Source organism: Anabaena sp. 54 (assembly GCF_017355725.1).
Lineage (GTDB): Bacteria > Cyanobacteriota > Cyanobacteriia > Cyanobacteriales > Nostocaceae > Dolichospermum > Dolichospermum heterosporum.
Genome location: NZ_JAAVWA010000047.1, coordinates 1 through 18,806 on the forward strand (window position 1 = coordinate 1; position 18,806 = coordinate 18,806).

The 18,806-nt window shown below is 35.7% G+C and carries 19 protein-coding genes and 2 pseudogenes; 9 read left to right on the forward strand and 12 right to left on the reverse strand.

The window, feature by feature from the left end; all coding sequences use genetic code 11:
• Positions 1 to 75: 75 nt before the first annotated feature.
• On the reverse strand, positions 76 to 3,666 hold the full coding sequence (gene ppsA / locus HEQ36_RS24375) for a phosphoenolpyruvate synthase (RefSeq protein ID WP_168635314.1): 3,591 nt from the start codon (positions 3,664 to 3,666) through the stop codon (positions 76 to 78).
• A 338-nt stretch (positions 3,667 to 4,004) separates the two neighbouring features.
• Between ppsA and HEQ36_RS24380 the strand changes: the two genes are divergently transcribed.
• Positions 4,005 to 4,253 (forward strand): hypothetical protein, encoded by a 249-nt coding sequence (locus HEQ36_RS24380; RefSeq protein ID WP_039204343.1) that lies wholly within the window; start codon positions 4,005 to 4,007, stop codon positions 4,251 to 4,253.
• A 148-nt stretch (positions 4,254 to 4,401) separates the two neighbouring features.
• Here HEQ36_RS24380 and HEQ36_RS24385 read toward each other — a convergent pair.
• Together HEQ36_RS24385 and ileS are read right to left on the reverse strand one after the other, a co-directional pair.
• Positions 4,402 to 4,857: pseudogene (locus HEQ36_RS24385) on the reverse strand (Uma2 family endonuclease); the annotation flags it as partial.
• Positions 4,858 to 5,168: 311 nt separating this feature from the next.
• A complete protein-coding gene (gene ileS / locus HEQ36_RS24395) occupies positions 5,169 to 8,078 on the reverse strand; it encodes an isoleucine--tRNA ligase (protein ID WP_168635316.1) in 2,910 nt (969 codons plus the stop codon).
• Positions 8,079 to 8,238: 160 nt separating this feature from the next.
• Here ileS and HEQ36_RS24400 point away from each other — a divergent pair, with 160 nt between their 5' ends.
• Positions 8,239 to 8,985, forward strand: coding sequence for a DUF6883 domain-containing protein (locus HEQ36_RS24400; protein WP_233455393.1), 747 nt, complete (start codon positions 8,239 to 8,241; stop codon positions 8,983 to 8,985).
• 22 nt (positions 8,986 to 9,007) lie between these two features.
• Complete coding sequence (locus HEQ36_RS24405; RefSeq protein ID WP_168635317.1) at positions 9,008 to 9,259, forward strand: DUF4926 domain-containing protein; 252 nt, start codon at positions 9,008 to 9,010, stop codon at positions 9,257 to 9,259.
• Positions 9,260 to 9,302: 43 nt separating this feature from the next.
• On the opposite strand, the gene HEQ36_RS24410 is transcribed toward HEQ36_RS24405, so the two are convergent.
• The 6 genes from HEQ36_RS24410 to HEQ36_RS24435 all read right to left on the reverse strand — a co-directional run bounded on the left by HEQ36_RS24410 (position 9,303) and on the right by HEQ36_RS24435 (position 14,279).
• On the reverse strand, positions 9,303 to 10,610 hold the full coding sequence (locus tag HEQ36_RS24410; RefSeq protein WP_168635318.1) for a hypothetical protein: 1,308 nt from the start codon (positions 10,608 to 10,610) through the stop codon (positions 9,303 to 9,305).
• Between the two features lie 141 nt (positions 10,611 to 10,751).
• Complete coding sequence (locus tag HEQ36_RS24415) at positions 10,752 to 10,889, reverse strand: hypothetical protein (protein ID WP_233455394.1); 138 nt, start codon at positions 10,887 to 10,889, stop codon at positions 10,752 to 10,754.
• A gap of 19 nt (positions 10,890 to 10,908) precedes the next feature.
• The gene (locus HEQ36_RS24420) at positions 10,909 to 11,169 is read right to left on the reverse strand and encodes a hypothetical protein (RefSeq protein WP_233455395.1); all 261 of its coding nucleotides are present in this window, start codon (positions 11,167 to 11,169) and stop codon (positions 10,909 to 10,911) included.
• 28 nt (positions 11,170 to 11,197) lie between these two features.
• Positions 11,198 to 12,199: a DUF4435 domain-containing protein gene (locus tag HEQ36_RS24425; RefSeq protein WP_168635319.1), complete on the reverse strand. Its 1,002-nt coding sequence runs from the start codon at positions 12,197 to 12,199 to the stop codon at positions 11,198 to 11,200.
• Between the two features lie 7 nt (positions 12,200 to 12,206).
• A complete protein-coding gene (locus HEQ36_RS24430; protein WP_205748411.1) occupies positions 12,207 to 13,559 on the reverse strand; it encodes an AAA family ATPase in 1,353 nt (450 codons plus the stop codon).
• A 174-nt stretch (positions 13,560 to 13,733) separates the two neighbouring features.
• Positions 13,734 to 14,279 (reverse strand): transposase, encoded by a 546-nt coding sequence (locus HEQ36_RS24435; RefSeq protein WP_168635321.1) that lies wholly within the window; start codon positions 14,277 to 14,279, stop codon positions 13,734 to 13,736.
• A gap of 200 nt (positions 14,280 to 14,479) precedes the next feature.
• On the opposite strand from HEQ36_RS24435, the gene HEQ36_RS24440 reads away from it, so the two are divergent.
• On the forward strand, positions 14,480 to 14,716 hold the full coding sequence (locus HEQ36_RS24440) for a hypothetical protein (protein WP_039202171.1): 237 nt from the start codon (positions 14,480 to 14,482) through the stop codon (positions 14,714 to 14,716).
• A gap of 43 nt (positions 14,717 to 14,759) precedes the next feature.
• On the opposite strand, the pseudogene HEQ36_RS24445 reads toward HEQ36_RS24440, so the two are convergent.
• The 3 genes and pseudogenes from HEQ36_RS24445 to HEQ36_RS24455 form a co-directional block, all read right to left on the reverse strand.
• Positions 14,760 to 14,948 (reverse strand): annotated as a pseudogene (locus tag HEQ36_RS24445) (type II toxin-antitoxin system VapC family toxin); the annotation flags it as partial.
• The gene (locus HEQ36_RS24450; RefSeq protein WP_290708639.1) at positions 14,945 to 15,457 is read right to left on the reverse strand and encodes a hypothetical protein; all 513 of its coding nucleotides are present in this window, start codon (positions 15,455 to 15,457) and stop codon (positions 14,945 to 14,947) included. The gene HEQ36_RS24450 and the pseudogene HEQ36_RS24445, both read right to left, overlap by 4 nt.
• Before the next feature lie 7 nt (positions 15,458 to 15,464).
• Positions 15,465 to 15,743 (reverse strand): transposase, encoded by a 279-nt coding sequence (locus HEQ36_RS24455; protein ID WP_367272420.1) that lies wholly within the window; start codon positions 15,741 to 15,743, stop codon positions 15,465 to 15,467.
• 659 nt (positions 15,744 to 16,402) lie between these two features.
• On the opposite strand from HEQ36_RS24455, the gene HEQ36_RS24460 reads away from it, so the two are divergent.
• The 5 genes from HEQ36_RS24460 to HEQ36_RS24480 are packed head-to-tail and all read left to right on the forward strand — an operon-like array spanning position 16,403 to position 18,758.
• Complete coding sequence (locus HEQ36_RS24460; RefSeq protein ID WP_196803219.1) at positions 16,403 to 16,789, forward strand: prevent-host-death family protein; 387 nt, start codon at positions 16,403 to 16,405, stop codon at positions 16,787 to 16,789.
• Positions 16,770 to 17,657, forward strand: a complete 888-nt coding sequence (locus HEQ36_RS24465; protein ID WP_168467349.1) for a hypothetical protein — start codon at positions 16,770 to 16,772, stop codon at positions 17,655 to 17,657. The genes HEQ36_RS24460 and HEQ36_RS24465 overlap by 20 nt, the downstream gene beginning before the upstream one ends.
• Positions 17,614 to 18,138, forward strand: coding sequence for a hypothetical protein (locus tag HEQ36_RS24470; protein WP_290708643.1), 525 nt, complete (start codon positions 17,614 to 17,616; stop codon positions 18,136 to 18,138). Before HEQ36_RS24465 ends, HEQ36_RS24470 begins: the two co-directional genes overlap by 44 nt.
• Positions 18,135 to 18,344 carry a hypothetical protein gene (locus tag HEQ36_RS24475; protein WP_039202175.1) on the forward strand — a complete coding sequence of 70 codons (210 nt, stop codon included), beginning with the start codon at positions 18,135 to 18,137 and terminating at the stop codon, positions 18,342 to 18,344. Before HEQ36_RS24470 ends, HEQ36_RS24475 begins: the two co-directional genes overlap by 4 nt.
• Positions 18,345 to 18,758, forward strand: coding sequence for an HNH endonuclease signature motif containing protein (locus tag HEQ36_RS24480; RefSeq protein WP_039202176.1), 414 nt, complete (start codon positions 18,345 to 18,347; stop codon positions 18,756 to 18,758). It begins immediately after the preceding gene.
• Positions 18,759 to 18,806 lie beyond the last annotated feature (48 nt).

An 18,806-nucleotide genomic window follows, 5' to 3' on the forward strand; every position in this document is an offset into this window, starting at 1 on the left:
GGACACAGAGGAATAAGGGTTTGAGAGATTTTTGCGTTAGGTGGTTGAGTATTTTTTTATTTGGAAGTCCCTTAGTTATTCCCCTGTTTCTGCTTTCGCAATTTCTAACATTGTCTTAATCACAGAATCAGGGTTGAGACTAATAGAATCTATACCTTGTTCAACTAAAAAACGAGCAAATTCTGGATAATCGCTGGGTGCTTGTCCACAAATACCAATTTTGCGATTATTTTGTTTAACAGTAGTTATGGCTTTGGCAATTATTCTTTTAACAGCTTCGTTGCGTTCATCAAATAAATGTGCCACTAATTCAGAATCTCGATCTAATCCTAATGTTAATTGGGTTAAATCATTAGAACCAATGGAGAAACCATCAAAGACTTGGCTAAATTCATCAGCTAATAAAACGTTACTTGGTAACTCGCACATAACGTAAACTTCTAAGCCATTTTCGCCTTTAACTAAGCCATTTTTTGCCATTTCTGCTAATACTCGTTTTCCTTCTTCGGGAGTGCGACAAAAGGGAACCATGAGAATCATATTGGTTAAACCCATTTCTTCTCTTACCCGTTTCATAGCTTGACATTCTAATGCAAAACCTTCACGATAACGGGGATCATAATAACGAGAAGCACCACGCCAACCAAGCATGGGATTTTCTTCTTTGGGTTCAAATTGTCTACCACCTAAAAGGTTTGCATATTCGTTACTTTTGAAATCTGACAACCGGACAATTACAGGTTTGGGATAAAATGCTGCGGCAATTGTGCCTATCCCTTGTGCTAATTTAGCAATAAAGAATTCGGCTTTGTCTTCATATTGGGCTGTTAATTCAGTAATTTTATATTTGGCAAGTTCATCTTCTAATTCGTTAAAATGTAATAATGCTAAAGGATGGGCTTTAATATGATTAGCAATGATAAATTCCATTCTCGCTAAACCAACACCATCATTAGGAATTGCGGTTAAACCTAAAGCTTCTTCAGGATTACCCACATTCATCATAATTTTAGTGCGGGTTCGAGGCAAGTTATCTAATGGTAATTCTTGAATTTCAAAGTTTAATAAACCTGAGTAAACTTGACCGGTTTCCCCTTCTGCACAGCTAACAGTAATCTCTTGTCCTGTTTGTAATATTTCTGTTGCATTTCCACAACCAACAATAGCAGGAATACCCATTTCTCTAGCAATAATTGCCGCATGACAGTTACAAACAACTACAGGAGTATATTTATCCGTAAAAACCAGATAATTATGATGATCCGCAACAGTAATATTATAAACTTCAGCGTCTACTGCATCTGCAACTTTAATAACTCGTTGCATTCGGAAATCACCTTTTAAAAGGTCTGCAAATTGGCTTATTTCCCGCAGTTGTTTCTCGGAAATCAATAAATTTTTATCTTTTCTAAGTTTGATTTGTCCGGTAACATTGTTAGCAAATAGTTGATTAGTAGCAAAAAACCGGGTTTGAATAGTTCTTGGAGTAACTTCTCCCTTAACTCGTTGGGTATATTCTAAAATTTCCTCTAATTTTTCTACAATTTGGACATTGTAGATATGACGATTTTTAGTAACTTGAGGAACAGTATTGATTTTTAAACAAGCAATAATCACAGCTTGTAGTAGATTCTCTTCAGAGATATAGATGTTAATGCGATTATTAGCATAGCAACCATCACCATCAATCACACCTCCTAAAAAGTGATAAGAAACTTCTGAAGTGTTTTCTAGGAGAATTTGAGTAATTTGTTGTTCTTTTTGTTTTAAGTCGTAAGCTGTAGCTTGTCCTTTTACCTGTTTTCCTCGGATATAACCTGAAGATACTGCTTTCTCACAAGCAGTAAAAGATTTACCATAAACAGCATTCATTTTGTCATTCATAGTAGCTATGAATGCTTGTTTTTCTGGTAAACATTTTTGAATAAACTGGACTTCCCCATGAGTTCGACTAGTGTAAATTGAACCGTCTGTGATGATTCCCCCAATCAGATAAGCTAAATCAGCTTCTTGATTTTTGTTGTCACCTAATGTGGGAATATTCTGAGATACAAGCACCATTTCCTGAGTATCTAACATTTCTTGAATCTCAGTTTTGATATATTCACCATTCCGCAGGTTGACCATTTTATGATCAGGAGTTAATCGCAGGATATTATCTGTGACTCTCCCACTTTGAGATACACTCACACCAATTGTTTTAGATGTCCGTTTCATGGCATCTGTAATGGGTTTCCATTCCATTTGATGGGTGTTGGTGTTGAGGGCTAAAGTTGATAATTCTTGATATCCTTGTTCATAAATTTGCTGAATGGTCATAAAACCTTGATTGGTGAGAATTTTTGTCTCTCCATCAAAACAAGTCCTCCCACCAGAGTTAGTGACAATAGCACTAGCTTTTTTCATAATCGGTTCCCAGTCGGGGTCTGTGCGGTTAGTAACTAACACTTCTCCGGCTTGAAAGAGATTAATATCAGGAACATCTAAAATTACTCTAGCTTGTCCTTGACCAATCATTTCGCCAACGCTGCGACCTGTTAATAAAACTTGACTTTTTTCTTGGAGTTGATAACTTCTGAGAACGGTTTTTGATTTTTGTGATTGAACTGTTTCTGGTCTAGCTTGGACGATAAATAACTCACCAGTTATCCCATCTTTTGCCCATTCAATATCCATTGGAGTGGATATTCCCCGGACTTGGGAATAATGATCTTCAATGATACAAGTCCATTCCGCTAGTTGGAGAATTTCTTGATCATTTAGGGCAAATTGATGACGTTCAAGTTGAGGAACGGAAATATTTTTGGTTAATTTTGATCCGCCTAGATCATAAACCATTTTAATTTCTTTTGTTCCCAACCGCTTTTGGAGAATGGGTTTATATCCTTTTTTTAAAGTTGGTTTAAATACTAAATATTCATCTGGGTTAACTGCACCTTGGACTATATTTTCACCCAAACCATAAGCAGCGGTAATTAAAGCGGCATTTTGAAACCCTGTTTCTGTGTCAATGGAAAACATGACTCCAGAAGATGCTAAATCAGAACGTACCATTTTTTGGACACCGACTGATAAGGCTACTTCAAAATGATCGAAACCTCTTATTTGTCTGTAGGAAATTGCCCTGTCTGTGAAAATAGAGGCAAAGCATTTATGGCAAGATTCTAATACACCTTTGATGCCATGAACATTCAGGTAGGTTTCCTGTTGTCCCGCAAAACTAGCATCTGGTAAGTCTTCGGCTGTAGCACTAGAACGAACAGCTACATCAGTATTAATATCGTATTCTTCACAAAGATTTTGATAGGATTTAGCGATCGCTCCTTGTAATTCTAGCGGAAATGGGGTTTCCAACATCAATGATCTGGCTTTTTTCCCACATTCCTGCAAATTATCCATATCTTCCACATCTAAATCTGCAAAAATCTTCCTCAGTTTTTCCTCTAACCCAGCCGCAGTAATAAAGTATCTATAAGCATAAGCAGTAGTGGCAAATCCAGTGGGAACTTTCACTCCTTGGGAACTGAGTTGTTGAATCATTTCCCCTAAAGAGGCATTTTTACCACCTACTAGGGAAATATCTGCAATTCCTACGGCATTAAAGGGTAATACTAAAGCTTCTTGATGAATTTGGCTATTTTCTTGGTTGCGTTTAATTTCCAACATATTCTGAGATTCCTTAAATAGCTACTGTTATTTAATTCAGAACCCATTCTGTTTATGCACGGACAGTTTAAAGATGTTGCGAGGATATAGAGGAGGGGACGGGATTTACTACCAGATGTCTCATCCATTTAAGATTACTCTAGTTTAGAGTGTAAATAAATATAGAGGCAATATAGCGAAATATTACGTAATATATTGTTCTTGCAAATATTCTCACAATCCCCCCATCCTTGAGAGTTAAAATTCAGGAATGTACATAAGAAGTTTTATTTTATCTCAATTCATTACATGATGACTACATTTAGCCAACCGCTTGCAAAGAAGGACTTAAAACTATTATGCCTCAATGCCCTTGTTGTTCCGATTCACTCTTACACCATATTCGTGGTACTGAATCTTATTGGTTTTGCCGCAGTTGTTGGCAAGAAATGCCTGTATTAACCCAACGTCATACCGCTGAAGTCCCAAGACCCATTTTAGCAAAGTTAACTAAAAAAATCGCCCCCCCAGAATATCGTCTTGGTTCTTATTGTTTAATTCAACCAAATTCTTTCCAATCAAGATTAGAGGGAAAATTCTCTCGCTAAAGCTGGAATATAATTTATTTATTACCAAATAAAATTTCAAGAATGATTGTAGCTTGCTTCCCGAAGGGTACGCAGATGAACGCAGATGAACGCAGATGAATTAATGGATTTATTAGTTTTTACAATATCTATGTTCTACTGTTATTTATTACCAAATCTGACTTAAATCTAAAACAAATCCGGGTAATAAATTCTCACCAGTTAATGTTTGGGGATTGTCTAATTCTTCAACTACACAATTGGGACGATAAATAAATACTTTCCGTTGTTTTCTATCAATTAACCATCCTAATTGTGTACCATTATCTATATATTCTTGCATCTTTTCTTGCAGAATCTTTAAATTATCAGTTTCTGAACGCAATTCAATAATAAACTCAGGACAAATAGGAGCAAATTTTTTCCTTTGTTCTGCTGGTATTGCTTCCCATTTTGTGCGGTTTATCCAAGCTGCGTCAGGAGAACGCACTGCACCATTAGGTAAGGTAAAACCACCACTAGAACCAAATCCTACTCCTGTACCATTTTGCTTTGTCCAAACACCTAATTCACCGATTAAATTAAAATTACGTCCACCTGTTTCTGAATCTGTAGGAGACATAAGAGACTTCCAAATAAAAAAATGTCCCAAAACTAACGCAAAAACCCTCCCTATTTCTTCTCTCTCTGTGTTCTCTGTGCCTCTGTGGTTCGTTTGTTCATTTATTTATTGGGATAATTTATTTCCTGGAAGTCCCTAATTAATAAATCTCCAAGATGGTTACGTTCGATTCTCAAATCACGGTTTAACTGACAGAAATCAAAAAATTGATCATCATTCATGATGATATTGGGTTGCATTTTTAAAACCATTGGTAAGAAAAACATTGTTGCGTATCGTATAAGGGTTTAGCAATGCTAAACCCCTACATGATTTTAAAATTCTCCAGCTAATGCGGGAATACAACGTTCACACAGTAAAGGATGTTCTGCTGATTCACCCACATGGGGAGAATAGTTCCAACAGCGATCGCATTTGTGATAAGATTTCCCTTCATGTTCATAGTCTGCGGCATTAACTACGCCAATATCCCAATTATCTTCACCTTGAACTCGCAGGGTTTTCAATCCTTTTAATGTCTCAGGAGTATCTAATAATTGCACATTGGAAGTTAGGAACAAATACCGTAATTCATCAATTCCATTACCGCTAACATTCAAAGGTTCGATAGCAGTGCGTAATTTTTCATCACTCAGATAAATCAATGCAATAGCTTCTAGAGAAGAACCAATTAACTTTTCTGTCCGCGCTTGTTCTAAAACCTTATTAACATCACCACGAATCCGTCGCAGTGTTTTCCAAAATTCCGCTAATTCAGGATTATCCCATTTATCATCCACTTGCACCCAACCAGCTTGGAAAACTGATTTATATTGGGTTTCGTAGGGGATAAATTGCCAGATATCCTCCGCAGTATGACACAAAACAGGGGCGATCGCTCTGGCTAAATTCTCCAAAGCAATTTGCAAAACTGTTTGACAACTACGACGACGGAAAGCATCAGCAGAACTGATATATAATCTATCTTTAGCAATGTCTAAATAGAAATTTGACAAATCTACAACACAGAAATTCTGTACAGTTTGAAAAAAGCGGAAAAACTGGAAACTATCAAAAGCGTCCGTCACCTCATTAAACACCTCACGAATGCGGTGTAACATATACTTATCCAAATCTGGTAAATCATCAAAAGCTACAGCATCCTTCTGAGGATCAAAATCATGCAAACTACCCAATAAAAACCGCGCTGTGTTGCGAATCTTATTTCTGACATCCGCTAATTGCTTGATGATGTTACCACCCAACCGCACATCACCAGAATAATCAACCGAAGAAACCCACAAGCGCAAAACATCAGCACCATAAGCAGGTTGTTGTTTTTGGTTAGTCCCACCTTGAATCATCAATTGAGGATCTACCACATTCCCCACCGATTTGCTCATTTTTCGCCCATTTTCATCCAAGACGAAACCATGAGTTAACACAGTTTTATAAGGTGCAATGCCATTAACCGCGACACTAGTTAACAAAGAAGATTGAAACCAACCGCGATGTTGGTCAGAACCTTCCAAATACATATCAGCAGGATAGCATAATTCCGGTCTTTGCTTGGCTACTGCCGCCCAAGAAGAACCAGAATCAAACCAAACATCCATTGTATCTGTACCCCGGCGGTAAGTCTTGCCATTATTGCAGTATTGTTCCGGTAACAACTCCTCAACCGACAACTCCCACCAAGCATCAGAACCCTTTTCGGCAATAATAGCTTGAACGTGGTTAATCGTGTCCGCATTTAGCAAAACTTCCCCAGTCGCTTCATCATAAAATACCGGAATCGGCACACCCCAAGAACGCTGACGAGAAATACACCAATCGGATCTTTCTGCTATCATCGGCGTGATGCGGTTTTCACCTTGTGCCGGAATCCACCGCACAGATGAAATAGCCTTTAAAGCCTCTTCCCTAAATCCTGCCACAGAAGCAAACCATTGTTCAGTTGCACGGAAAATAGTTGGTTTATTCGTTCTCCAATCATAAGGATACTTGTGAGGATAAGCCTCCTCCTTCAACAGAGAACCCGCTTCACTCAAAGCGTCAATAATCGCTTGATTACCATCACCCAAAACATTCAAGCCAGAAAACTTACCAGCCTCATCCGTAAAATTCCCACTATCATCAACAGGGGCAAGAATCGGCAACCCGTAACGCTGACCAACGATGTAATCTTCTTGACCATGACCAGGAGCAGTATGAACCAACCCAGTCCCCGACTCAGTAGTGATATAATCACCACCAACCACCACCGGACTTTCACGGTCAAAAAGAGGATGACGGTAAATAGTCCCTTCCAAATCCTGACCAGAGAATTTAGCCTTTACAGTCAACTCACAATCTAAAACCTCTCCCAACCGTTCCACCAACTCAGCCGCAACAATCAGATATCTGCATTCCCTTTGCGCCTTTGCGCCTTTGCGTGAGACCTCCACAACCACATATTCCAACGCAGCATTCACAGCCACAGCCAAATTACCGGGGATAGTCCAAGGAGTAGTAGTCCACACAGCCACGCCCAAATCAGGCAAGAAGCCATCCAAACTACCTTTCAACCCTTCCGCAACCTTCACCACCGGAAAAGCGGCGTAAATACTGCGGGAAACGTGACCTTCAGGATATTCTAACTCTGCTTCTGCTAAGGCGGTTTTAGAACTAGGACTCCAATGCACCGGCTTTAAACCGCGATAGATATAACCTTTGAGGAACATTTCCCCAAAAACGCCAATTTGCGCGGCTTCGTATTCTGGTTTGAGGGTTAAATAAGGATTTTCCCAATCACCCCAAATCCCATAGCGTTTAAAGCTTTCTCGTTGTTCGTCTACGGTTTTTAGTGCGAACTCTTTCGCTTTTTGACGCAATTGCAAAGGTGTGAGATTTTGCCGTTCTGCCTGTTTCATATTTTGCAGAACTTTCAACTCAATTGGCAATCCGTGACAATCCCAGCCTGGAACGTAGCGAATTTTACGACCTTGGAGCAAATGGTAGCGGTTAATAATATCTTTGAGAATCTTATTTAAAGCATGACCAATATGCAACTGACCGTTAGCATAGGGAGGACCATCGTGCAGTATAAATAATTCGCCGGGATTGTTTTGTGCCAGTTGAGAATAAATGTTGTTTTCTTCCCAGAATTTTTGGATTTCGGGTTCGCGCTTGATTGCGTTTGCCCGCATATCGAAGTTAGTCTTGGGTAAGTTGACGGTATCTTTGTATTTTCCAGTTTCGGTCACAGTTTCATGCCTAAATGTAGGTGTGCAGGTTATCCGATCAATTATAAATCGTAGGTTGGGTTGAAGAACGAAACCCAACAGCAGTTATGGGTATTTTGGAGTTAATTTTTTGTTTTTACTGCCTTAATTTATGATACGATTGACGCGCTAATACATGAGAATGGCAACAAATATGATAAATCCAGGGGAAAAACTGAAAGCATTGTTGATAAAAATGCTTTATTATGATGAACTTCATAAGAGATTTATTGAAGCTACCGAAGAAGAGGAAAAACAGTATCTCCAGGAAGAGATTAAAAAAACACTCACAGCAATGAAACAGGATAACAAAGACGGTAATCTTGCCTTTGCTAAACAGAAAGAGATTGGTGAATATGAATTTTATCAGTTGTTAGTAGATAGCCTTGGAGCGAAACAAGCTGAGGAATTGTGTAAAGAAGCGGTATGGGATATGAATATGGTAACTAGGGCGGTAATTAGGGCGTTTGCCCCTCTGCCTGAAGTTCGCCAAAAACTTGAAGAGGAAGGATTCACTCTGGAAGATATTGAAGATATTATCAGACTAAACTCAAATCTGCTTCCCAATGCTGAAAATGCAGTTGTTGACATTCGTAAATTGCGTGACTACTCCCTTAATCGAGATCATTCTACAGGAAAGGATAAAGCTCGTCTCTTTTCATCAATTTTGGGTATGACTGCTGAAAATGCTGAGGAATTACGCCAGATTATTTTAGAAAAAGTCAAAACTCAAGAAGTTAGCTTGAATAGGTATGATGAACATGGACAACGCTACACACTAGACTTTACTCTGGAATGGCAAAATAGAAGTGCAACTATTCGCACTGGTTGGATTATTAAATCTGGTTCTGATATTCCAAGATTAACATCCTGCTATCCTTTATTATAAAAATACCTGGAGATTATAGAAAATGAGCAAAATTCTTGCACCCGATCTACTAGATGTAGTAGCACTCACAGTTGATTTACCTGAATATAACTTGCTGCGTGGTCAAGTTGGTACAATAGTTGAATTATTAGCCGATGGCGCTGCGTTTGAAGTAGAATTTAGCGATAGTAATGGACAAACTTATGAATCTATTGGGTTGCGTCCAGAGCAAATTATGGTGTTACATTTTGAGCCAACATCACCTAATTTAGTGCCGGAAATGGTTACAGCGTAAATAGTTGTAGGTTGGGTTTATTCCATAAACCCAATCCAATTTTTTAACCTTGTTCTTCAACCTGCATCTGATTTTTCAATATGTCAGCTTGAATAGTTCGGGCTTTTGCAATCGTGCGACAATGATTAATTAACTGATAAGATGGGTTTTTTCCTCTATCCACTACTTCTTGTAATAAATCTTCAACTGCTTTATTCCAAGTTCCTTTTTCCGCAGATTCAAATAATGCTTTCAATAAATATTTATGTGCTTTCTTTCCAGTCCTAACTTGATCAATATTTTGCGGTATTGGATCTTTATTTTTAACTATTTGACTATTAATATTATTATTAACTATGGGTAATTCTTTTTTAAACTCTACATCAAATAATTGAGCAAATTGTTTTGCCATTGCATCTATTGATGAAGCGAAATTTGTCCAAACTATAGCAGGAAGAAATGGAATTTGTCTATCTGACCATAATTCCTTGTATATTTGCCAATCTTCTTGAGCTTGAGATTTACTAGATTTAATTTGTAATGGATAATTTTTGTCATGGACTTTCACAATTAAATCCCATTTTAATTTAATATCAGCAATACTATTTTCACCTGTGGGATAAGCTGTAATATTTTCTAATTTTTCTAAAGCTAATATAACTCTTTTAACTGAAGCATCACCAATTTCATATTCAGGGGTATCTGTAGAATATAAAGTATTAGCACTATAGTCTTTACAAACAACATCTAATATTCTTTTGGGTATGGGATAAAGTTGATCATTTCCATAAAAACCAAAATTACCTTCTGGATCTTCATATCTTGGAAATAGTAAAGGTTCTCCTGCTTCTGGAAGCCAATAAACTTCTTCTTTGATTTCAAATGAAATCGGATTAATAACTATGTTTAAATAAGATTCTTCTTTGATTTGAATAACTTGGTAATTACTGATATTAATTCTGGATATATCAAAATATAAACTCAACGTTAATTGTTCATCTATGCTTTCTAGTTTTGATACTAAATCATCCCATTGCGAATAATCATCATCAATTTTATATCTAATTTTATTAGGTAAATATGTTTGATGATTATAAACTTGTGGCTGACTTAAATCTAAGATATTACCATTTTGTAAAGCTAATAAATTATGAGTTATTGATTTATCGAGATATTCATGATCAATAATTTTCTGAAAAGGAATAATCCCACTACAAGTAGTATCTCCTCCTCGATTCTCCAGTGTGGAAATACTGCCCCCTACTCCTTTAAATGTACAAATAATATTCCTCCTACCTCCATGTATAGTATTTCTACTTTCATTTAGGTTGGGTTTAATTCCTAATCTAATTTCAACTATATTATCTAACATAAACTGCATATTCAAAGAACGCAAATTATCCTATCATATTCTGGTAAATGTAGCAAATGTAGGTTGGGTTGAGGAACGAAACCCAACATCACCCATTGGCATCTTAAAATTAATGTTGGGTTTCATTTCATTCAACCCAACCTACTCGTTGCAAATATCATCATCAAAAATAATTTCCTCACCCGCACCCCACATCATGTCATACATACCTTGACGCACAGCACGGTGAAAACTGGAATATTCCCAATCCTTTGGTGCTGTTACCAAACCATGTTTCACAGGATTATAATGAATATATTCAACGTGATGAAAGAAAATCTATTTCATCTCTGATTAAATGTTCCCAAAAACGATATTGCCATATAGCCCGTTGTTTTTTCTTTCTTCTAGATACAGATATATTTTCTGGTGAAATAGTTTCACATTGACGACTAAAATAACTTTTAATTAACCGCCAACGGGTAGAAAAATCATGATCATTTTCTGGTAAAGTCCAAATACAGTCGAGATGATCAGGTAAAATAACAACAGCATCTATAATAAATGGATGTTTCCGCATCACATAACCAAAGATATTAATTTTACATTTATTCAGTAAGACGAATAAGTAAACTCTGAAACATTGTTTCTTTGGATAATTCTTCAGCATCTATAGATCCTAGTAAAGTACCTGCAAGAATCTCGGCATTGTAACTCTTTAGTTCTCTTCTCAGAAAATCTTTGATATACAAATATAAAAGCTCAGTAAAATCATGTCCATGTATTTTATATCGAGTATCTTCTAACTCTTTTGCTTTAATTCGTAATTCCTCAATTTTAGCAACAAATATTGATTTTTCTAATCTCATAGCACATTTATCTAAATATTTGTCAATGTATTTTTCTATATCAAATTGAAATTCAGTCTTTGCTTTATTCCAATAACAGCATTTGCCGAAATTATTATCTAACATAGCAATATTTATGTTTAGTGATTCTTTAGCAGCACGAATTAGAAATAAATCTTCTAAGACTTTAGATAATTGATTGAGTATATCTATTGCTGTTAATTCAGATATACGTAGAGACAAAAGTAAGACTTTATTTAAAACTGTTTCATTAAAAAGATACATTTCCAAACATGAATAATCAGTAAAAAATAATAAATCGCACTGATAAGTTATATCGAATAACCAATCAAAATCTTTATCTGCAATACAAATAACATGAGGAGTAGTTTCTGGAAATTTATCCTGTAGGTACAAAGCAAGAGTAATAACACGACTACGGTTGTTATCTTTTAACTGAAGCTCAAATAATCTTTCAGCAGAAATATCAACTGTCTCAATTTCATAAACAGCAATGTCTTCTATACTTCTATTTATTAAAAACCATTTGTTATCTTTTAACTGAGGCTCAAATAATTTGTCAGCAGAAATATCAACTGTCTCAATTTCATAAACAGCAATGTCTTCTATACCTCTGTTTCTTAAAAACCATTCTAAAAAGAGTTTATCTGTTTTACCTTCAACATATATATCACGTAAATCAGGCTCAAGTTCATATCTGGCAACAAGTTCATCAAGCGTGCGTCTTATTTCATTTTCCATTTTCACTTTATTGCTCCGTCTTCACAAGCTTGATAACATGACCCCTGTATTGAGTAAGCAACTCCATTGAATGAGTAGCTAATATAAATTGAACTTGACTGCCTTTTGTTAACTCAAGTAATGCGTGAATAAGTTGACGTTGCCATTTTACATTTAAGGATATTTCTGGCTCATCAATAATAAAAATTGTTGCTTTATCTCTTGCAGTCAGAGTGTTACAAAAAAGTAATAAAAGTTGTTTTTCTCCTGAAGATAGTTTTTCAGGAGATAATTCTAGATTTTCATCAGTAAATATTTTGATTCCATCTCTGACATGAAGCTTTATATATTTATCATGGAAAAATTTATTGATGGTACTTTCAAACGTAGTTAATAACTTTTGTGTATCTTGTAGTGCATCAAATCTTGCCGATACACTATCCAAATATGGTTTTAAAACACTCGATATAAGTGTAGATTTTCCTTTTGAATTTGATTCCAATATATTAACAATATTTTGACTATCCAATGGTGACATTAAGCCAAATCGAGAAAAATCTTTACTACGATTGTCTGCATTTATTAAGTCTTTAATTAATATTTCAAGTGGTTTTGGCAATTCTTCTATAACTTCTTTTTCTGAATTTTGAAGAATTTCAGTAATAATTTCTTCATAGACGTTGTGTACATTTGCTTCTCCTTGACTTGTCCCTGTTAATGTTTGATCACTAATCCATTTTTGAGTTCTTTTAATGGATGTTTTTAAAACTATATCTCTGTTAATTAAAGAATAATCATCTAATACATCAAAGCTTGATGAAGTAGTTCTTCTTCTTGAGAATAAAAATTCTCTATGTTTTTCATATAAATCATTATCATCATCATCTGGTAAGATATCACTTTTTAAGATTCTATCATCACCTAAAAAGAACATATTTAATTGAAGTTCTGTTAATTTCTCACAAAATTTATCACTTGGCAAGTGTTGTTTTCGTTTATCATATTCATAGTCCATTAGTTCATCAAAAATACTAATTTTATTCTGAAAAATTTGCAATTGAAATGAACCAACTAACTCTGAATTACCTCGACTAGCAATAAAACTATTACCATCAGCAAGAATTAACGAAAATTTGCTAAAAGGAATTTGGGTTAAAAATTTACGATGTCCAGGATGTGGTGATAGCAAATGAAATAAAAGCTTTAAAATCGTGGTTTTACCAGAACCATTATCTCCATAAAGGATCATGAGAGAAGAGTCTACTTCATTATGAGTATCTTTTTTTGATAATGTATAATTATATCTACCAAAAAGTTGCTCTACCTCAATACTTACAATGGAAAGGGGAGGACTATTGGTTTTAATATCAATCATCTGCATAACTGTTTCACTTTCCTAACGAACGAATAGATTGATTACATCAAAGGCTTTGATTCTTACTTATATTACTACAATTATACTAAAAAATAGTGGTTCTACCGCTCCTTTTATAATATTTTCGGAAAAATACGGCTTAAACCCTTATCTTGATTAGATTTGAGGCTTTAATACTCTTCAAAATAGGCGAACTCGGAGCAGTAGAACCATAATTTCCTCCCCCGCACCCCACATCATGTCATACATACCTTGACGCACAGCGCGATGAAAACTTGAATATTCCCAATCCTTTGGTGCTGTTACCAAACCATGTTTCACGGGATTATAATGAATATATTCAACGTGATTTTTAAAATCAATTTCATCTCTAATTAAATGTTCCCAAAAACGATATTGCCATATAGCCCGTTGTTTTTTATTTTTTCTAGATATAGATATATTTTCTGGTGAAATAGTTTCACATTTACGACTAAAATAACTTTTAATTAACCGCCAACGGGTAGAAAAATCATGATCATTTTCAGGTAAAGTCCAAATACAGTGAAGATGATCGGGTAAAATAACAATAGCATCTATAATAAATGGATGTTTCTGCATTACATAACCAAAAGCATCTCTTAATAAAGAAACATTTTTTGGTAAACATAATATTTTTTGTCTTTTCTCTGTCACCACTGTAAAAAAGTATGTTCCTCCTGCCACATTGGCGCGGCGATATTCCATACTATAAATATCCTGTAATTAAAGTTGTATTTTATGATCTTGATTTTACCCCGTAGGTTGGGTTGACGCAAGGAAACCCAACATTAATTATAATATTCTGGTGGATGGTGTTGGGTTTCGTTCCTCAACCCAACCTACGAAGGTTGCAGAGTCAGTATATCTTACTTTAAAATAGAAACTACTTACAATTGCCACAAATTATGATCAACCCCCAAATTTTAGAAGCTATTAAACAAATGCCTAATGTCGAAAGACTAGAGATAATAGAATTTGCCTTAAAACTCATGCGTGAAGAAATGCAAAATCCTCAAAAACTGAGCTTAACTGCTGCTGCGGAAATGATGCGTTCTTATTATGAAACAGAAAGCAGTTTAACAGAATTTGTTGATACTTGTAATGAAGATTTTTATGAGTACCAAGATTATTGGCAACATTAGCTGTATCTATATCAAGGGGTAAAATCTCGCTGCTATTGGCAAGAATTTCAAATTGCTGCAAAAGATTTCTAGCATCTTTATACAGCAATCCACTTTTGATTTCGTAATAGGTAAGAACAGAAAAAGTTAGATAACTATGAAATTGTTGATATTCACGGAATTTTTTGACAACTTGTGTTTCACCTCGCAGAAAATATGAGAGGATATTAGTATCTAGTAAAGCTTTTTTCACAGTTCAATTTGCCTTTTCAAGTCTAGTAATCTTTGTTCTGCAATCTCATGTTCGAGGTTTTGTAAAAGTATAGTTTCTTCAGCATTCGCAATACCAGCAAATTGCATAAAATCTATAGTTTTTGGATGCAGTAGTTGTTGACGCTGTGCTAATTGTTGGAAAATCAGTTGAGCAATTTCATTCTGTTCATCTTCAGGTAGCCGGGAGACGACAGCATAAGCTTGTTGACCTAATTCTGGTAAGTCAGAAACTAGAGTGGTAGAAATAACTTGACCAATACCAGGAGTAGTTTTGAGTAAAATGACTTTATCAATCCATTGTTGATTATTTTGGGTCAATGTCTCAATTTCTTGATTGAGTTCTTGAAGATGTTGCTCAAGATAATCAATATGGGATTCAATATCTGTCAAAGCTTTACCACGAGCGCGGTCACGGCGATTCTTTTCCGCTGTAGACATTTCTACTAATTGTCTTCGGCGACTAATTAATTCGCCTAATTGACGTGACATTTCACAATCAAAATGCTAACACCTCCGGTTTCATTGCTTCACCGAAATGCGCCAAAATCTGTGCATCAATGGCATCGGTTTTGGCTAACTTACCTGTAGCTTTAGCAAAGTCTCTTCCCTGACGAGGATTGATTAATGCTACTGGTAAAAGAGCCGCTTGCAATTGAATGATTAATTCTGTTTCTAGTCCTCCTGTTGCTTCCAGTACGATTAGGTTTAAATCGTCAGATTGAAGTTCCTTAACTAGATTAGCTATTTCTGTTTCAGTATTAGCAACAAGAAAAATGCTTTACCCATTGGACGGATATAAACATCAAGTGTTGCTTTACTTACGTCAATGCCTACCCATTGAGAGATATTTTCCATTTTTAACTCTCCACTTTCAATTACTTCTTTTTAATTTGTTTTGTTTTTTATTCATCCCCTTGATTTCACTCATCCTTGCACGATACGGGCTATATTATCTATGTCTTTGTCCATAGTTTTACCCCAGGCGACTGTTCGAGTTCTGTCATGGAGATTGTTGTGGTGATCCTTGCTACGATGCGGTCTTTTCTGACCCAGGTTGGGACGGTCTACCACTTCCTCTAACATACCTCTAAGATACAAGGTTGGGTTGAAGAACGAAACCCAACAACGCTTATTGGTATCTTGTGGTTAATTTTCGGTTTCACTTCGTTCTATCCAACCTACGGGAGCATAGGTAGAGAAAATGCCAAATAGTTTAGAACTGAAACTACTTCTATACAAGCTTTTTAGCTATAAATTGTAAAACAATAACAAAACTACTTAAAATACATATTGACAACTTTTGCTAGATAAAGCTATATTGTCTGATATACAAATTTAGTCAAACGATGAATAATATGTTTGTACTATTGCATTGAGAGGAAAAAGCACGTGAGTTCTTTTAAGCAGCTCCCACTATCAGACCTTAGAGAGAGCTTGCCAAAGTTCAAGCGTCAAGTTCAGTTAGGGATGAAGAGAATTGCTGCTACCTATTATGGTCAAGTAGTTGCATTCTTAGTTCCTTTAAAGGATTTAGAACAAGCTGAAAAAGATGGCGCTATTAGTAAAAGTGAAGAAATGTCTTTATCAGATTTCCGACTACATCTAACGGAATGTTGGGAACGCTTACAAATGGATGTTGATTGTATTTATGTGACATATCATACGCGCAGAGCAGTTGCTTTTGTTAGCCCTCGTCTCACAAATTATCTTTCAATTCCAATTTCAGAAGTTGCTCATAAGCTTCTTGCCATAGATAGCGGTCTTATTCAAGTAGAAAGTTTACTCAAGGAAGAAATAATTCATGTTCAACATCAAAGCTGATTCGGAATTACAAAAACAGCTAAATAACCTACAAAAGTATTATCCTCCTGAAGTTCGTTTAGAGATCAATCACTTTATAGACATTCTCAAAAGAGATGGTCAATTTAGCAAAACAGATTTTTATGATGTTAATACGCATAAAATTTCTGGTTTATCTTGTAATTTGTTTTACAGATCCAACTTTGCAAATAAAGAGGTTTTAATAATTGCTATCAAACTGAAGCCAGCAGACATATTTAGACAGAGATTTAACATTCAGGATGAATGGGATGATAAGGATGTTATAGAATCTATTCCCCAGTACGATAAACCAGAAAAAATCGTTAAAGCTATCGAATTAATTCATCAAGGCATTCAAGATTCCTATGAATTAGGTTATCAATTAGGACATAGAGGTAAAGAAAAGAGATATATCTCTCGACATGGACAGTATGCAAAACACACTCTTGAGCAGCTTAAATTGATTACAAAGACACGCAAAGGCAACAAATGGATATTAGAAATTACAGAACAAGGAAGACGAATTGCTGAAGGAATTAATGATGATTTAAAACGAAGATTACTGTATGAAGCCATGTTACATTATCCTCCTGTTTGGCGAATTATTGTTGCTGTTTCAGAAATTGATAGTCAACTAAATGAGGACTTGATACTCAATGATGAGCTAGTTAAAAATTTAGTTTTTCCAGAAATATTAAGAGGTGCTGATACAAGTAATCGTCGTTCGCAAACATTAAAGAACTGGATTAAAAGTATTTCTATCTTTTTTGGAATGCCTATTCGTCTTCACAATCGCGGTATGCAGCTTACTATTCCAATGCTATATGCTGAAAATGGGTATAACAATGAAAACACAGAGGAAGACTAGAACATATGATTTTAAGAGCCAAGAGTTCATAGGCAAGAATGGTGAAAATATTCTTGATAAATGGCTTGGCTCTATTTATAGAATTTTAGATGTTTCCAGCATTAAAAAGTATCAAAAATCTGGAATAGACAGAATCTTGATGCGGCCAGATGGAAGCACTGTCAGCGTTGAATATAAATTTGACTTAGCTTCATCTAGAACAGGCAATTTATTTTTTGAAACTGTCTCTGTAGATAATAAAAATATTTCTGGTTGGGGATGGCTATCACAGGCTGAATACTGGATATTTTTACTACCAACGATGGAAGTATTAGTAGTTGAACCTGGAAAAATGAGAAATATGATTTGGTGTCATCGTTGGGAACTCCAAGAAAAGGAAATTCAGAACGTAGGCTACAAAACTTTAGGAATTCCTATTCCTTTATCTAAAGTGAGAGAAATTGCTTACTACACTGTTCAATTAGAGGAAAATTTTATATGAATGAAGTAATTGAGATACCCGTTAGTTTGACTTATTTTCAACTTCCTGAAGCTGTGCAAGCGCGGTTAAAATTTTTATTAGATCGTCAAGATGCTGGTGAAGAATTGACTTTAGCCGAAAGAAATGAAGCTGAAGGTTTAGTTGATTTGGCGGAATTTTTATCTTTGCTTTCCTTACGTTCTCAGCGTATCATGCGGGCGGTATAAATGGGGAAAATTCCAAGTTCGCTACGTCAATTAGTTATCCAGCGTGCAAAAGATAGGTGTGAATATTGTTGTTTGTCTCAAGCGGGACAAGCTGCAACATTTCACATAGATCATATTATTCCGGTTGTGGCTGGTGGTGCAACAACATCTGATAATTTAGCTCTTGCTTGTGTGTCATGCTCACTGCGTAAATCTGCTAGACAAACAGTAAAAGATCCAGAAACAAAAAAAGAAGTATCTATTTTTAATCCTCGTCAACAAGTATGGCCAGAAAACTTTCGCTGGGATGATGTGAGAGTGGTAGGATTAACAGCTACAGGAAGAGGAACTGTTGAAGCATTAAAAATGAATCGTCCCATGATGTTAGCAATTCGCGGAGAAGAGGAATTACTTGGCCGTCATCCACCATTTTAAGCCCCTTGGGTTCAGTTGAGAAAACCCAACATTACACATTGGTATTTT

Excerpts from the sequence above, each read along its gene's own strand:
- ppsA (WP_168635314.1), bottom strand. The coding sequence starts at position 3,666 with ATGTTGGAAATTAAACGCAACCAAGAAAATAGCCAAATTCATCAAGAA.
- HEQ36_RS24380 (WP_039204343.1), top strand. The coding sequence starts at position 4,005 with ATGCCTCAATGCCCTTGTTGTTCCGATTCACTCTTACACCATATTCGT.
- HEQ36_RS24400 (WP_233455393.1), top strand. The coding sequence starts at position 8,239 with ATGGCAACAAATATGATAAATCCAGGGGAAAAACTGAAAGCATTGTTG.
- HEQ36_RS24405 (WP_168635317.1), top strand. The coding sequence starts at position 9,008 with ATGAGCAAAATTCTTGCACCCGATCTACTAGATGTAGTAGCACTCACA.
- HEQ36_RS24410 (WP_168635318.1), bottom strand. The coding sequence starts at position 10,610 with ATGTTAGATAATATAGTTGAAATTAGATTAGGAATTAAACCCAACCTA.
- HEQ36_RS24420 (WP_233455395.1), bottom strand. The coding sequence starts at position 11,169 with ATGCGGAAACATCCATTTATTATAGATGCTGTTGTTATTTTACCTGAT.
- HEQ36_RS24425 (WP_168635319.1), bottom strand. The coding sequence starts at position 12,199 with ATGGAAAATGAAATAAGACGCACGCTTGATGAACTTGTTGCCAGATAT.
- HEQ36_RS24430 (WP_205748411.1), bottom strand. The coding sequence starts at position 13,559 with ATGCAGATGATTGATATTAAAACCAATAGTCCTCCCCTTTCCATTGTA.
- HEQ36_RS24435 (WP_168635321.1), bottom strand. The coding sequence starts at position 14,279 with ATGGAATATCGCCGCGCCAATGTGGCAGGAGGAACATACTTTTTTACA.
- HEQ36_RS24440 (WP_039202171.1), top strand. The coding sequence starts at position 14,480 with ATGATCAACCCCCAAATTTTAGAAGCTATTAAACAAATGCCTAATGTC.
- HEQ36_RS24450 (WP_290708639.1), bottom strand. The coding sequence starts at position 15,457 with ATGTCACGTCAATTAGGCGAATTAATTAGTCGCCGAAGACAATTAGTA.
- HEQ36_RS24465 (WP_168467349.1), top strand. The coding sequence starts at position 16,770 with ATGTTCAACATCAAAGCTGATTCGGAATTACAAAAACAGCTAAATAAC.
- HEQ36_RS24470 (WP_290708643.1), top strand. The coding sequence starts at position 17,614 with ATGCTGAAAATGGGTATAACAATGAAAACACAGAGGAAGACTAGAACA.
- HEQ36_RS24475 (WP_039202175.1), top strand. The coding sequence starts at position 18,135 with ATGAATGAAGTAATTGAGATACCCGTTAGTTTGACTTATTTTCAACTT.
- HEQ36_RS24480 (WP_039202176.1), top strand. The coding sequence starts at position 18,345 with ATGGGGAAAATTCCAAGTTCGCTACGTCAATTAGTTATCCAGCGTGCA.